Raw genomic sequence first — 14,320 nt, forward strand, 5'->3', positions numbered from 1 at the left:
ATGGCACAGGTACATGCGCGCTTGCGAACGCGCCGAACCGGCGGTTTCCCACGGAGGAATTGCGGGGCGATTTCTTTACGCTAGCGGCTGAATGATACGGTGGTCTATCGATTGTTCGAACGCGCGAGCGGGCTTCCGGCGAACGGGTCGTTCTGCCAGTCCACGCGTTTTTTCGGCTGCGGGGCAGGCGCCGGCGCGGCCGACAATTCAAAGTGGTCGATGGATTGACCCGCGCTGATTGCCTGTTTGAGCCATTGAGGCATTTCGCCCTGGCCGTCCCAGCTATCTCCAGTTGCGCTACGGTAGCGTCCGGGCTTTTGCGCGGCCGGCTCGGATGCCAGCACTGCAGCCAGGTCTTCTGGTTTGATGCCAAACTCTTCCATGCGATGGCGGAGATACGCAATCATGCTATCTCGCTTCCTTTCGTCCATAAGATATTCGTCCTTCTAAAACGTCCGGCGTTCTGTCAATTACAGATTGCAAGGCAAATCCGCGAATGCATCGATCCATATAAATGGGGACGGCCCGCGGTGTGGTTAACGATTGAAGGAAATCCTAAAGGCAGCGTTTAGAAAACGCCGCTCAAAAATAGCGCGGTGCAGCATCTGGCTGACCTGGCCGCCAATCAAATTCAAGGGTATCGATCAGTGAATATTCAAGCGCTTCGCCGTGCGGCAAGGAAGGCAGCGTATGACTCACGCCAGGCCTCATGCTCACAAGGGAAAAAACGGTATTGACGATGCACTGATTGCGGCAGGCCGGTTTCATCTCCACGCTCCGTCTCTCGCCGGTACTTCACGCGGGGCCGATTATTGTCGTTATGTCAGCATCATAACGCACTGCGCGACCAAAGCACGTACCGGTTTGGGTGATTTTGTGCAAATCTCTTCTTTCCAACTACTTCGGCTGCGGCAAACGGGCCGGGTGTTCCGCGATTGAATTCCTGAGTGGCCGAGCTATAAAGAAATGAGCGGAGCCAAAATCCGTGCTTCCAGCCTGCGGCGACCGATTCCGGCTAGCCGCGAGAACGCGTCCGACATCGGTTGCAGGTCTGGCAACTCATTACTCGTTTAGTTCGATGACTCGCCGCAGCAGTAGGCATCGGCATCGACTCGTCCGTCAGCCCATTGGGCAGCCTGACTTTTTTCGCGGATCAATTCTTTGGAGGACGAGAACTGCTGCGCCGGATTCAAGGAGTCTGGACATGAAACTACGACTATGGATGGCGCTCGCCAGCGCCGTATTCCTGCTGGTGCCGAAAACAGCGGGCGCGCTGGGCATCGAAGGCCAGCAGGGCGCCGGCGTGTCGGGCCGCGCGCTGATGCAACAGAACGCGAACGAATCGGCGCAAGCGACAACCGACATGTCGTTCAGCGACTCGGGGCAGGGCATGCCCGGCGCCCAGCCGGTACAGAACGTCTCGTACGGCGGCGTAGCCGGGGGGCAATCGCAGGCGGGAGGCCCGCAAAATCAGCCCTGCATGTCTTCCGCGCCGCAATGCAGAATCTATTTTGGTCAATGACCGGTCGGTCTTTGGGAATGCGGTGCGTATTGACGAGCACCGTATTCCCGTCAGCTGCGGTTATGCGAGCGCCATCGTGTTTAGCGGATGACCGGCGCGCTCGCTGAAGCGGCCCATCATCGTGTTGAAACTTTGTCCTTGCACCGCGGCGTCCTCGGAGAATCCGCGCAATTCGTCCAGCAGTGCGCGCCACGACGCATGCCAGCGCGTTTCCTTGATGCACGCCCCCAACGAGTCCGCGATACGCAGCACGCCGTTGTCCGGATAGAAGGTCACGGAGAGCGGCATGCCGTCGATCACGCAAGTGGCGGTGCAAGGGCGGGTGGTAAGCATGGGCGTTGTCCTCTTTATGTGAGATGAGCGAGTGTTAAAAACGCTGACGTGCGCTTCAGCAAACGCTGTGCCCAAATGACGCTCGCGCTTCGCAGCGCCTGCCGCGTGATTGTCGCGCAGGGAGTCGAGCGCGAAATCCGCGCGAATAACCCCACACCCAACCGCGATTTTTTGGAGCGGTCAGCGAGCGAGTTAATACGATGTTATGGTGTGGTCTATTCGGGTTTTCACTCGCTGATTCTCCAGACTGCAATCGCGTTACTTCCGGCAAGCAGGCCCATATGGCCTGCTTTTTTAATCGTGCCGGGCGCTTTGCGAATGGATTAGCGCGGTGCGGCCGCTCCAATCTCACCCGTTGTTAATACACTCGCGAACAATACTATGTTGATCGAAGACAATCTGCCGGCGAGCACGGCCTCGCTGGACGATGGCGCATCGTCGTCCCTGCGTTCATGGCTGGCTGTCATGGCTGTCGCCATCGGCGCTTTCGCTTTCGTGACGACGGAGTTCCTGCCCGTCGGACTGCTGCCGCGCGTCGCCGCGGATCTGGGCGTGTTGCCCGGCACCGCCGGCCTGATGGTCACCGTCCCCGGCGTCATCGCGGCCATTTCAGCGCCGGGTCTGATGCTGGTGGCGGGGCGCATGGATCGCCGGCGAGTGTTTCTTTTACTGACGGCTCTGCTGCTGGCGTCGAATCTGATCTCCGCTTTTGCGCCGAATTTTCTCTGCATGCTGCTCGGGCGCGCGTTGCTCGGCGCCGCGCTGGGCGGATTCTGGACGCTGGCCACGGCAGCCTCTGGGCGTCTCGTGAAGCCGAAGGATTCGGCGCGCGCCATGGCCACGATTCTCACCGGCGTGACATGCGCAACGGTGATCGGCGTGCCGCTCGGCACGTTCATCGCGAGCTTCGCATCATGGCGCGTGTCGTTCATGGCGACCGGCGTGTTAGTGGCGGTGGCGCTGGTCGCGCAGTTTTTCTTCGTGCCGTCCCTGCCATCGAACGCCGCGCTGCGTCTGCGCGATCTGGTGGCGCTGCTGCGCCGGCCGCATCCACGCCGCAGCATGCTGATGGTGGCGCTCGCTTTCGGCGCGCATTTTTCCTCGTACACGTACATCACGCCTTTCCTGCTGCATAACGCGAATCTGGACATGTCGACCATCACGTGGCTGCTGCTTGGCTTCGGCATTATCGGCTTCTTCTCGAACTTCGCGGTTTCGTCGACGGTGACGCGCAATCTGAAAGTGTCGGTCGGCGCGATGGTTTCGCTGTTGATGTTCGCCCTGGTGCTGCTGCCGCTACTCCAGCATTCGACGATCGGCGTCGTCGCACTGGTGCTTGCGTGGGGCGTTTCCTTCGGCGCGTTGCCGCTGTGTTTCAGCATCTGGATTCAACGCGCCACACCGGATTCGCCCGAAGCGGGCTCCGCGTTGTTCGTGAGCATCATTCAGGTGGCGATTGCGCTGGGGTCGCTGGTGGGCGGCGTGGTGGTCGACCATGTGGGGATTTCCGCCGACTTTCTGCTCGGTAGCGGCCTCGCGTTGCTGGGGCTTGCCGCGCTGGCGAGCTTCGGCCGCGGCGAACAGAAGGTCGCCGATAAAGCGGTGGCTTGCCCGGCGTGTACGGAATAACTGTCGGGTATCGGTTTAGTTGTTCAGACCGTGCTCACGGCAGTTCAACCACAACGCAGAAGCGTGATGAATCGACAACGCAACCAAGTAATCAAACGTCACTTGCGGTGGGCGCTGTTCGCAATGGCCACACTCGGTTCCGCTTCCGCATTCGCGGCCAGCTTCGACTGCGGCCGGGCGCGATTGCCGGATGAAAAGGCCATCTGCGCGTCACGGCAACTGAGTGAGATGGACGTCGAAATGGCCGTGCGTTACCAGATGCTGACGGGCCTGGTTGCGATGGGCGCGCGGGGCGACATGCAGGACGAGCAGCAGGCGTGGCTGAAGGCCAGAAAAGCATGCGGCGCTAGTCAGTCGTGTTTGCTCAACGCGTACCGCCGGCGCATCGGAACGCTCAAGGACGAGTACGCCAACCTCGCGAGTCGCGGACCGTTCTGAGTGCGCTGCGTGTGTTCCAGAAACGGATGCGGGATAAAGAGCCGCGAAGGCAAGCCGAATTCGATCGGTCAGTGGGCAGCGGAAGCGCCAGACGCGCCTCTTCCGCGCGCGACCGAACGTATCGCTCACGTCACCGTCTCAACGCGTTACCATGAAAATCTTCCGCTGCTTATCCCCCGATTCAGGTCCCGATGCGCTCAACTTTCACCAAATGGCTTTTTATCGTCTACCTCCTCGGTAGCGGCACGCTGTATTCGATCATCATCCTGCTGCTGTTTCCCTTCGTCGGACGCGCCGGCCGGTACTGGCTGGCCAGGCAATGGTGTCGTGCACTGGTCTTCGTCATGCGTTGGCTACCCGGCGTTTCATGTTCGATAGAGGGGCTCGACAACCTGCCCGACGGTCCGGCGATCATCCTCTCCCGTCATGAATCGACGTGGGAAACGCTCGCGTTTCTCGCGATCTTTCCGCGCCGCGTCAGTTTCGTGTTCAAGGAAGAGCTTCTGCGCATTCCCTTCTTCGGCTGGGTGTTGCGTGGCCTCGACATGGTCAGCCTGAACCGGGGCTCCGCTCGACAGGCTCACCAGGCTGTCACGAAGGAAAGCGCGGAGCGGCTGGCCAAGGGCGATGTCGTCGTCATTTTCCCAGAAGGCACCCGGGTCGCGCACGATGCGCCGTTGCGGATGACGTCCGGCGGCGTTCGGCTGGCGTGCGCGACCGGCGTGCCGGCCGTTCCCGTGGTCCTGAACGCGGGCAAGGTCTGGCCGACAAAAGGCTGGCCGGAGGGCCGCGGGCATATCCGCGTGGTGGTCGGGCCGCCGCTGTCTCCGCAGGACATGACACAGCAGGAATTGAGTCACGCGGTCCACGAGTGGATGAAAAACGAACTGCTGCGGCTTTGACGATGGTCGAGCCCGCATGCGGCGCGGCGGATCGTTTGCCGTGCCCTAGCCTGGCGTACCGCTCGATTGAACTGGAACCCATTTGAGCATATGGTGATTGCTCCCTAGTCCAATCGGAGTCCGGTATGCGATGTCTTGCAATGACTGCGGCCGCATTGATGGCCGCTGGTTTCACCCTGTCCGCGAGTGCCCAGGTGGTCGTCACCATCGGTCATTCGGCGCCGCTCACCGGTCCGCAGGCGCCGAACGGCAAGGACAACGAGAACGGCGCACGGCTCGCCATCGACGAACTGAACAAGTCGGGCGTCACCGTCGCGGGTCAGAAGGTCACCTTTAAACTGGACTCGCAAGACGACCAGGCGGACCCGAAAATCGGCGTGCAAGTCGCGCAGAAACTGGTCGACAGCGGCGTGCTCGCCGTGGTCGGACCGTATAACTCGGGCGTGGCGATCCCGGCATCGCGCGTCTACAACACGGGCAATGTGCCGATGCTGCCGGTCGCGTCGAACCCGGCGCTGACGAAGCAGGGCTTCAAGAACATTTTCCGGATCGGCGCGAGCGATGAGCAACTGGGCGGCACGATGGGGCAGTTCGCCGCCAAGACGCTGAAGGCCAAAACGGCCGCTGTCATCGACGACCGTACGGCGTACGGTCAGGGCGTCGCCGAGCAGTTCGTGAAGGTTGCCAAAGCGAACGGCATCCAGATTATCCAGCAGGAGTTCACCAACTCGTCGGCAACGGATTTCCTCGGCATTCTGACGACCATCAAGGCCAAAAATCCCGACGTGATTTTCTTCGGCGGCTACGCGGCGCAGGGCGCGCCGATGGCTAAACAGATGCGCCAGCGCGGACTCCGGGCGAAGCTGCTCGGCGGCGACGGCATCTGCTCGGCCGACATGGGCAAGGTGGCGGGCGACGCGGCCTCGATCGTCTATTGCGCACAGGGCGGCATTGCGCTGGAGAAAACCGCGGCCGGCCGCGAGTTCCTGCAGAAGTACAAGGCGGCCTACAACATCGATACGCAGGTCTACGCCGTGAGCTACTACGATGGCGTCAAGTTGCTGGCCGATGCGATGGTGAAGGCGGGCACGACCACGGACAAGGCCAAGCTGACCGCGCAGCTCGCGAAGGAAAACTATAAGGGCGTAGCAGGCACCTATTCGTTCGACGAGTTCGGCGACCTGAAGGGCGCGCCGACCACCGTGTACGTCATCAAGAACGGCTTGCCGACGCCTTACGGTCAGTAACGGCAGACGGCTTGGTCCATCCACTTCACGACGCAGACATGAAAATTTCACGCACTATCCAGACCGTTGAAGTTCACACGGGAGGCGAGGCATTTCGCATTGTCACCAGCGGTCTGCCGCGTTTGCCTGGCAACACGATCGTCAAGCGGCGCGCATGGCTGAAGGAAAACGCCGACGATATCCGCCGGGCCTTGATGTTCGAACCGCGTGGGCATGCCGATATGTACGGCGGGTATCTGACGGAACCGGTCAGCCCCAATGCCGACTTCGGCATCATCTTCCTTCACAACGAAGGGTATAGCGACCATTGCGGTCACGGTGTCATCGCGCTTTCGACGGCGGCGGTCGAACTGGGTTGGGTTCAGCGTGAAGTACCCGAAACGCGCATCGGCATCGACGCGCCGTGCGGGTTCATCGAAGCATTCGTGAAGTGGGATGGCGAGCACGCCGGCAACGTTCGCTTCGTCAATGTGCCGTCGTTTATCTGGAAGCGGGACGTAACCGTCGAGACGCCGTCGTTCGGCTCGGTGACGGGCGATATCGCGTTCGGCGGCGCGTTCTACTTTTACACCGACGGCGAGCCGCATGGTCTCGCGGTGCGGGAGTCGTCGGTGGAAGAACTCATCCGCTTCGGCGCTGAAGTCAAGCAGGCGGCCAATATGGCGTTTCCTGTCGAGCATCCCTACATTCCCGAGATCAACCACATCTACGGCACCATCATCGCGAATGCGCCGCGGCATGAAGGGTCGACGCAAGCCAACTGCTGCGTCTTCGCTGATCGTGAGGTGGACCGTTCGCCGACCGGCTCCGGAACGGGAGGCCGCGTCGCGCAGCTTTATTTGCGTGGGAAACTGGGCAAGGACGACACCTTGGTGAACGAGTCCATTATCGGCACCGTGTTCAAAGGGCGCGTCTTGAGCGAAACGACGGTGGGTGATTTCAAGGCCGTCATTCCGGAAGTCGAAGGCAATGCGTTTGTCTGCGGCTTTGCGACCTGGATAATCGACGAGCGGGATCCGCTCACCTACGGGTTTCTCGTTCGGTAGGCCGGACGAGCCACGGCGCCTAGAACCGCTCGACCCACGGGCGGAGTTCGACTTCCCCCGTCCACGCGCTGCGGTGCTGACGATGAATGTGAAGATATTCCCTGGCAATCGCGTCGGGGTCCAGCCATTTGTCGTCGGCGTCGCCGTCTTCCGAACTTCTTGCAGCGCTGGCAATGCCGCCGTCGATCACGAAATGCGCGACGTGAATATTCTTCGGCGCAAGCTCGCGCGCCATGCATTGGGCCATGCCTCGTAGCGCGAATTTGCCCATGGCGAACGGTGTCGAGCCGGGCAGTCCTTTCACGCTGGCCGTTGCGCCGGTTAGCAGGACGGTGCCGTGGCCGCGCGCCAACATGCGCACCGCCGCGGCCTGGGCGACGAGAAAGCCGCCGAGGGCGGTGATCTTGAAGGCGTCTTCGAGCTTCTGTGGCTCGATGGTTTCGAGTGGCGCGCGATAGCGGCCGCTCGCGTTATAGACCACGAGATCGGGAGCGCCGAATGCTTTCTCCACGCGCTCGAAGAGGGCAGTGACCTGGTCCGGCTGACTGGCGTCGCAAGCCACGGGCAGGGCGCCCGTCTCGTCGACCAGCTCCGTCAGCTTGCCGGTGTCGCGGGCGGCGAGCGCGACCTGCATGCCCTCCGCCGCGAACAGGCGCGCGAGCGAGGCGCTCAAGCCCTTGCCCGCGCCGACAATCAATGCAGTCTCAGTTCGACTCATGGTTCCTCCGGAATCAACAGGGAAGCGTCACGGCGTGGGTGTGCCGCGCCATGCCTTGCTGATTGTAGGCGCTCGCCGTGAATTGCACTGACGTTGAGGATGGCCGAGCCGATGGCTCAATGAGCCGTTTCGATGACGCTCCAGATCCGTTCGTGGGAGTCGCCCGTGAATTGTCTGGCGATCACGGCCCGGCATTTGTCGCAGCGATAGTGCTCCAGCACGAGCGTGCCATTGCACTCCGCGACACCGATTAGCGTGAGGTTTTCCTGCCGTTGCACATCGACTGGCAGGCCGTCGATATCGGAGCATCCATCGCAGACTTCCATGGCGCCTCCTGACGTTCACATCCATCGTTCAGATGAGGAGCCCGCATGGGGCGGGCGATGACTGATGCACCCGCAGCAGAGAAGCCGGGTTAAACCAGTATCGAACGCGATCGAGCGGTTGTGCAAGCGCAAAAAAAATAAAGTAAAAGGGGTTGAATGGGGCGTCTTTGAAGCGTTTGAGCGCAAATGCGCTGCACCAGCGTGGCATTGCAGACAACACATTCGCGGTCTCTTTCGATCCACATTTGTTATCACCCTCTCCAATACTCGAATTGTTAGCGCATCGCACCGCTCGTATATTGGCTGAACCGTCAGCGCAAGCGCACCAGCGGCACTGACACACCACAACCAGCCGGCACACAACAACACAATGGCGAGCCGCTCAGGCCAGCCACAGGAGCACAGCGATGAATCGAATCGATCTGGAGGGGCGCGTAGTCGCCATTACCGGCGGCGCGCGTGGCATCGGCTACGCGGTGGCGCAACGGGCGCTGAACTCGGGCGCGTCGGTCGCGCTATGGGACGTGGACGCCGAACGCCTCGCACGCAGCCAGCGTGAGCTGAGCGAACTGGGCAAAGTCACGGCGGTCTCCGTCGATCTCACTCAGGAAGCCGCCGTCGCGCAGGCCGTGGCGCAAACCGTCGCCGATCATGGCGCGATCGACGTGCTGATCAATTGCGCCGGCATCACCGGCGGCAACGGCACCACGTGGGAGCTGGAACCCGACGTCTGGCGCCGCGTGATCGACGTCAACCTGATCGGCCCGTACCTCACCTGCCGTGCGGTCGTGCCGCAAATGCTCAAGCAGGGCTATGGCCGGATCGTCAATATCGCGTCGGTGGCCGGCAAGGAAGGCAACCCGAACGCCTCGCATTACAGCGCCTCCAAGGCAGGCCTTATCGGCCTGACCAAATCCCTCGGCAAAGAACTCGCGACGAAAAACATTCTCGTCAATGCCGTCACGCCGGCCGCGGCCAAAACCGAAATCTTCGACTCGATGTCGCAGCAGCACATCGACTACATGCTCTCGAAGATTCCGATGAACCGCTTTCTGATGCCCGAAGAAGCGGCGTCGCTGATCCTGTGGCTCTCGTCAGAGGACTGTGCGTTCAGCACCGGTTCGGTATTCGATCTGTCCGGCGGGCGCGCAACGTACTGAGGCGCCGAGGCGTGACGCACGCCTGAACTCGGCAACGGTACACACGATAAGAAAACGCAGCGCCGCGGATCGCGCGCGCTCTGCGAAGGAGACGACATGAAGACGCATGCACCCGTTTCACTCGAAGCGATCAACAGCAAGGTCATGCGACGGCTGCTGCCCTTTCTGCTGCTGATGTACGTGCTGGCGTTTCTCGATCGTGCCAATATCGGTTTCGCGCAAAAGGCCTTGCAGCACGATACGGGTCTGTCGAATGCGGCGTTTGCGTTCGGTGCGGGCGTGTTTTTCGTCGGCTATGCATTGTTCGAAGTCCCGAGCAATCTGCTGTTGCATCGGGTGGGCGCGCGTGCGTGGATGTGCCGGATCATGGTGACATGGGGGCTCGTATCGGCAGCCATGTGCCTCGCGCATACGCCCACGGCGTTCTATACGCTGCGGTTTCTGCTCGGCGTCGCCGAGGCCGGTTTCTTTCCCGGCGTGATCTATTACCTCACGCACTGGTTTCCGCAATCGGCCCGGGGGCGCGCGGTGGGCGTGTTTTATTTCGGTGCGCCGCTGGCGTTTATTTTCGGCAGCCCATTGTCGGGTTCGCTGCTCGAATTGCACGGCGCACTTGGCCTGACCGGCTGGCAATGGCTCTTTCTGGTGGAAGGCGTGCTGGCTTCGGTGGTGGGCGTGTGGGCCTTCTGGTATCTCGACAATCGCCCCGAAGACGCGCGCTGGCTCGATCCGCAAGAGCGCGCAAGCTTGCGCGCGGCGCTCGACGACGATGCGCTGCTCGCGTCCGCGCACGGTCCACACCCCATTCTCGCCGCGCTGGTGGATCGTCGCGTGTTGCTGCTGTCGGCGATCTATCTGCTGATCCAGATGAGCGTGTACGGCGTGATTTTCTATCTGCCGCAACAGGTGGCGGCGTTCCTCGGCACCACGGTCGGTTTGCGGGTGGGACTCGTCGCCGCGTTGCCGTGGCTATGCGCGCTGGCCGTGACCTGGTATGTGCCGCGGCGCGCGGATTGCACGGGTGAGCATCGGCGTTGGGCGGTGCTGTTGCTGATCGTCGCCGGGCTCGGCATCGGCGTGTCGGGACTGGTGCATAGCCCGCTGTTCGGCCTGCTCGCGCTGTGTTGCGCGGCGAGCGGTTTCATCGCGGCGCAGCCGCTCTTCTGGACCTTTCCCACGCGTTACCTCACAGGCGCGGCCGCAGCGGGCGGCATCGCCTTGATCAATTCGCTCGGTGGACTCGGTGGCTTCATCGCGCCGAGCTTGCGCACCGCGGCGGAACGCGCGTTTTCGTCGACGTCGGCGGGACTGGTCGTGCTGGGCGTGTCCAGTCTGCTCGCCGCGCTGCTGATCGGCACGCTGTTGCGCCGCGATCCGGCGCAGCCGCACACCACTTTCGAAACCTTACTGCATCGCGCCCGCTAGGCGCGCGCTCGACGCACTCATAACGGAGCCCCATTCATGGCCATGCCTACCATTCGGCACGTGCGTGCCTTCATTGTCCGCGGCGGCGGCGCGGATTATCACGACCAACCCGGCGGACACTGGATCGACGATCACATTTCCACGCCGATGGCGCGTTATCCGGAGTATCGCCAGAGCCGCCAGTCGTTCGGTATCAACGTGCTGGGCACGCTCGTGGTGGAGATCGAAGCGAGCGACGGCACCGTCGGTTTCGCGGTGACCACGGGCGGCGAGATCGGCGCGTTCATCGTCGAGAAACATCTCGCGCGTTTTCTTGAAGGCCAACTCGTGACCGACATCGAGAAGATGTGGGATCAGATGTACTTCTCCACGTTGTACTACGGCCGTAAAGGCGTGGTGCTGAATACGATCTCGGGCGTCGATCTCGCGTTGTGGGATCTGCTCGCGAAGGTGCGCAAGGAGCCGGTGTATCAGCTATTGGGAGGGCCGGTGCGCGACGAGCTCGTGTTCTATGCCACCGGCGCGCGGCCCGATCTCGCGAAGGAGATGGGTTTCATTGGCGGCAAGCTGCCCTTGCAGCATGGTCCGGCCGAAGGTGAAGCGGGCCTCAAGCAGAACCTGGAGAAACTCGCGGACATGCGCAGCCGCGTCGGCGACGACTTCTGGCTGATGTACGACTGCTGGATGAGCCTCGACGTGCCGTATGCCACACGGCTCGCGCAGGCTGCGCACGAATACGGCCTGAAATGGATCGAAGAATGCCTGCCGCCCGACGACTACTGGGGTTACGCCGAACTGCGCCGCAACGTGCCACGCGGCATGATGGTGTCGACCGGCGAACACGAAGCGACACGCTGGGGCTTTCGCATGCTGCTGGAAATGCAATGCTGCGATCTGATTCAGCCGGATGTCGGCTGGTGCGGCGGCATTACCGAATTGATCAAGATCTCCGCGCTCGCCGACGCGCACAATGTGATGGTGGTGCCGCACGGTTCGTCGGTGTATAGCTATCACTTCGTGGTCACGCGGCATAACTCCCCGTTCGCCGAATTTCTGATGATGGCGCCCAAGGCCGACGAGGTCGTGCCGATGTTCACTCCGCTGCTGCTCGACGAACCGGTGCCGGTGAATGGGCGCATGAAGGTGCCGGACACACCGGGATTCGGCGTGCGGCTGAATCCGGAATGCGCGTTGGTGCGGCCTTATCCGCGGTGATTGCGCGTAACCCGTCGCAAGGTGCGAAGCATAAAAGGAGAATGACGTGCTGCTCAAGGACAAGGCCGTGATCGTCACCGGCGGCTCGCGTGGCATCGGCCGCGCAATTGCGGTTGCATGCGCACGCGAAGGCGCGGACGTGGCGATCAACTACTGGGGCGATAACGACGCATCGTATGGACGCCGTTCCGCCGTCGCGGAAGTGGTCGGTGAAATCGAGGCGCTGGGGCGGCGCGTGATTGCGATCGAGGGCAACGTCGCCGCGCGCGAAACCGGTCAGCAGTTGGTGCGCCACACGGTCGAAGCCTTCGGCAAGATCGACGTACTGGCCAGCAACGCCGGCATCTGTCCGTTCCACGCGTTTCTCGACATGCCGCCGGAAGTGCTGGAGTCCACGGTGGCAGTCAATCTGAACGGCGCGTTCTACGTCACGCAAGCCGCCGCGCAGCAGATGAAGCTGCAGGGCACCGGCGGCGCGATCGTGGCGACGAGTTCGATCAGCGCGCTGGTGGGTGGCGGCATGCAAACGCATTACACGCCGACCAAGGCCGGCGTGCATTCGCTGATGCAATCCTGCGCGGTGGCTTTGGGACCGTTCGGCATTCGCTGCAACTCGGTGATGCCGGGCACCATCGCAACCGACCTGAATGCGCAAGACCTCGCCGACGAAGCCAAAAAAGCCTACTTCGAAAAGCGCATTCCACTCGGCAGACTGGGCCGCCCGGAAGATGTCGCCGATTGCGTGACGTTCCTCGCTTCCGACCGCGCACGCTATGTGACGGGCGCGGCGTTGCTGGTGGACGGCGGTCTCTTCGTCAACCTGCAGTAACGCGCCGATGCCGATCTCAGTTCACGGGAGCCGAAGACACGATCACGGAGTCGGCAGCGGCCGCCGTGGTGTCATCGGGCTTGAGCTTGCGCGAGAAACCGCGCAACAGGTCGATGAAGCGCAACGCCGGTTCAGCGAGCGGTTCTTCCTTGCGTGTGAGAATGCCGAAACCGGAGAGCGATTTGCCGATTTCGAGCGGCAATGCGACGAGCAATTTGCCGCGCAAATGATCGCGCACCACCGACTCGGGCAGCATCGCCACCGCATCGTAATTCTCAAGCAATTGCAGCGTGGCGAAAATCGACGCGCATTCGGTCAGGTTCACCGGCGTGGCGAGTCCCGCACGCGCAAGTTCCTCTTCGAACAGCACGCGCGCCGGACTGGTGACGGGCTGCGCCACCCACGGCCAGTCGATCAGTTCACGCAAGCCGAGGCGCGCGCGCTGCGCGAGCGGATGCACCGCGCGCACGACCAGCAACAAGGTCTCGCGCGCGAGCGGTTCGAAACTGAAATCGTTGTGTTGCAGGGGACTTGTCAGCCGCCCAAGCGCCAGATCGACTTCGCGGCGATGCAGCAATTGCACGACCTGGTCGCTGGTTTCGCCGAGAATGCGCACGTTCAGCAGCGGACTTTCCGTTTTCAGCGCGGCGACCGCCATGGCCAGCAGATCGGGCGCGGCGCCCATGATCGCGCCGACCGTCAGTTGCCCATGACCGCCGCGGCGCTTCACGTCGAGGTCTTCGGCGAAACGGGTCAGCTCGGCCAGCGCCCGCCGCGCGTAAGCAAGCGTGACGACGCCGAGCGGCGTGGGCGTCATGCCGCGCGCATTGCGTTCGAACAGCAGAAAGCCGAACGCTTCCTCAATATCGCCGAGCATGCGGCTTGCGCTCGGCTGGGCCACGTTGACGGCCTCGGCGGCCTGATGGAGATTGCGCGCGTCGTCAAGCGCGACGAGCAGCGCGAGGTGCTTGTACTTGAGCCGATTGACGAGTGCGACGGTTGCTGAGGGTTGGCTCATGGGGCGGTGCGATTCGGTTTGTGGATCGCCCAATCCCAACTTCGGATTGAGATGCTATCGACGCAGGAATTATAGTCGTATCAGACGCTTCCACGTTTCGCTGGAAAAGCGCCCGGATACGACGGGAGACAGGCCGCAATGGAGACAATCGCTTTCCGGATGGTGCTCAACCCCGGCATGCGCGAGGAATACGAACGACGTCATGCGCAAATCTGGCCTGAACTGGTTGACGCATTGCACGACGCCGGCGTGCGCGACTATCGGATTTTCTTCGATCCGGACTCGAATCACCTGTTCGCCATTCTGACGCGAAACAGTCATCACACCATGGACGAACTGCCGCAGCTCGACGTGATGCGCAAATGGTGGGATTACATGGCCGACATCATGCACACGGCCCCGGATCGCACACCGCTGCAGCAGCCGCTCGAACCGGTCTTCCATTTGAACTCGCTGAGCTGATCCGAGCCGACCGGATCTCAAACCTCGAAAACGATTTTGACCGGACGGAG

The 14,320-nt window shown here is 62.0% G+C and carries 17 protein-coding genes; 11 read left to right on the forward strand and 6 right to left on the reverse strand.

Translation table 11 applies throughout. The features are described 5' to 3' along the window. Positions 1-104: 104 nt before the first annotated feature. Positions 105-431 carry an H-NS family nucleoid-associated regulatory protein gene (locus B0G73_RS02425; RefSeq protein ID WP_106277518.1) on the reverse strand — a complete coding sequence of 109 codons (327 nt, stop codon included), beginning with the start codon at positions 429-431 and terminating at the stop codon, positions 105-107. A gap of 151 nt (positions 432-582) precedes the next feature. Next, the gene (locus tag B0G73_RS39970) at positions 583-768 is read right to left on the reverse strand and encodes a hypothetical protein (RefSeq protein ID WP_146144147.1); all 186 of its coding nucleotides are present in this window, start codon (positions 766-768) and stop codon (positions 583-585) included. A gap of 436 nt (positions 769-1,204) precedes the next feature. Here B0G73_RS39970 and B0G73_RS02430 point away from each other — a divergent pair, with 436 nt between their 5' ends. Continuing rightward, positions 1,205-1,522, forward strand: coding sequence for a hypothetical protein (locus B0G73_RS02430; RefSeq protein WP_106277520.1), 318 nt, complete (start codon positions 1,205-1,207; stop codon positions 1,520-1,522). Between the two features lie 60 nt (positions 1,523-1,582). On the opposite strand, the gene B0G73_RS02435 is transcribed toward B0G73_RS02430, so the two are convergent. Further along, entirely contained in the window at positions 1,583-1,855 is a 273-nt protein-coding gene (locus tag B0G73_RS02435; protein ID WP_106277521.1) for a hypothetical protein, read from the reverse strand. Between the two features lie 381 nt (positions 1,856-2,236). Here B0G73_RS02435 and B0G73_RS02440 point away from each other — a divergent pair, with 381 nt between their 5' ends. The 5 genes from B0G73_RS02440 (at position 2,237) to lhpH (ending at position 7,117) form a co-directional block, all read left to right on the forward strand. Next, positions 2,237-3,484 (forward strand): MFS transporter, encoded by a 1,248-nt coding sequence (locus B0G73_RS02440; RefSeq protein WP_106277523.1) that lies wholly within the window; start codon positions 2,237-2,239, stop codon positions 3,482-3,484. Between the two features lie 123 nt (positions 3,485-3,607). Then, positions 3,608-3,922: a lysozyme inhibitor LprI family protein gene (locus B0G73_RS02445; RefSeq protein WP_258193150.1), complete on the forward strand. Its 315-nt coding sequence runs from the start codon at positions 3,608-3,610 to the stop codon at positions 3,920-3,922. Positions 3,923-4,113: 191 nt separating this feature from the next. Beyond that, on the forward strand, positions 4,114-4,824 hold the full coding sequence (locus B0G73_RS02450; RefSeq protein ID WP_106277527.1) for a 1-acyl-sn-glycerol-3-phosphate acyltransferase: 711 nt from the start codon (positions 4,114-4,116) through the stop codon (positions 4,822-4,824). Between the two features lie 125 nt (positions 4,825-4,949). After that, positions 4,950-6,071, forward strand: a complete 1,122-nt coding sequence (locus B0G73_RS02455) for a branched-chain amino acid ABC transporter substrate-binding protein (RefSeq protein WP_106277528.1) — start codon at positions 4,950-4,952, stop codon at positions 6,069-6,071. Between the two features lie 38 nt (positions 6,072-6,109). Further along, complete coding sequence (gene lhpH, locus B0G73_RS02460; protein ID WP_106277530.1) at positions 6,110-7,117, forward strand: trans-3-hydroxy-L-proline dehydratase; 1,008 nt, start codon at positions 6,110-6,112, stop codon at positions 7,115-7,117. Positions 7,118-7,136: 19 nt separating this feature from the next. Here lhpH and B0G73_RS02465 read toward each other — a convergent pair whose 3' ends face one another. Together B0G73_RS02465 and B0G73_RS02470 are read right to left on the reverse strand one after the other, a co-directional pair. Continuing rightward, the gene (locus B0G73_RS02465) at positions 7,137-7,835 is read right to left on the reverse strand and encodes an SDR family NAD(P)-dependent oxidoreductase (RefSeq protein WP_106277532.1); all 699 of its coding nucleotides are present in this window, start codon (positions 7,833-7,835) and stop codon (positions 7,137-7,139) included. 116 nt (positions 7,836-7,951) lie between these two features. Then, positions 7,952-8,161: a hypothetical protein gene (locus tag B0G73_RS02470; RefSeq protein WP_106277534.1), complete on the reverse strand. Its 210-nt coding sequence runs from the start codon at positions 8,159-8,161 to the stop codon at positions 7,952-7,954. Between the two features lie 407 nt (positions 8,162-8,568). Between B0G73_RS02470 and B0G73_RS02475 the strand changes: the two genes are divergently transcribed. The 4 genes from B0G73_RS02475 (at position 8,569) to B0G73_RS02490 (ending at position 12,790) form a co-directional block, all read left to right on the forward strand. Next, positions 8,569-9,321: an SDR family NAD(P)-dependent oxidoreductase gene (locus B0G73_RS02475; protein WP_106277536.1), complete on the forward strand. Its 753-nt coding sequence runs from the start codon at positions 8,569-8,571 to the stop codon at positions 9,319-9,321. Between the two features lie 96 nt (positions 9,322-9,417). Continuing rightward, the gene (locus tag B0G73_RS02480) at positions 9,418-10,746 is read left to right on the forward strand and encodes an MFS transporter (protein WP_106277538.1); all 1,329 of its coding nucleotides are present in this window, start codon (positions 9,418-9,420) and stop codon (positions 10,744-10,746) included. 36 nt (positions 10,747-10,782) lie between these two features. Beyond that, positions 10,783-11,961, forward strand: coding sequence for an L-rhamnonate dehydratase (gene rhmD, locus B0G73_RS02485; protein WP_012427543.1), 1,179 nt, complete (start codon positions 10,783-10,785; stop codon positions 11,959-11,961). 46 nt (positions 11,962-12,007) lie between these two features. Beyond that, entirely contained in the window at positions 12,008-12,790 is a 783-nt protein-coding gene (locus B0G73_RS02490; protein ID WP_106277540.1) for an SDR family NAD(P)-dependent oxidoreductase, read from the forward strand. Between the two features lie 16 nt (positions 12,791-12,806). On the opposite strand, the gene B0G73_RS02495 is transcribed toward B0G73_RS02490, so the two are convergent. Continuing rightward, a complete protein-coding gene (locus B0G73_RS02495; protein WP_106277542.1) occupies positions 12,807-13,808 on the reverse strand; it encodes a LysR family transcriptional regulator in 1,002 nt (333 codons plus the stop codon). A 138-nt stretch (positions 13,809-13,946) separates the two neighbouring features. Here B0G73_RS02495 and rhaM point away from each other — a divergent pair, with 138 nt between their 5' ends. After that, positions 13,947-14,270 carry an L-rhamnose mutarotase gene (gene rhaM, locus B0G73_RS02500; RefSeq protein ID WP_106277544.1) on the forward strand — a complete coding sequence of 108 codons (324 nt, stop codon included), beginning with the start codon at positions 13,947-13,949 and terminating at the stop codon, positions 14,268-14,270. Positions 14,271-14,320 lie beyond the last annotated feature (50 nt).

The sequence above is a fragment of the Paraburkholderia sp. BL25I1N1 genome (genome assembly GCF_003002025.1).
In the GTDB taxonomy this organism is placed as follows: domain Bacteria; phylum Pseudomonadota; class Gammaproteobacteria; order Burkholderiales; family Burkholderiaceae; genus Paraburkholderia.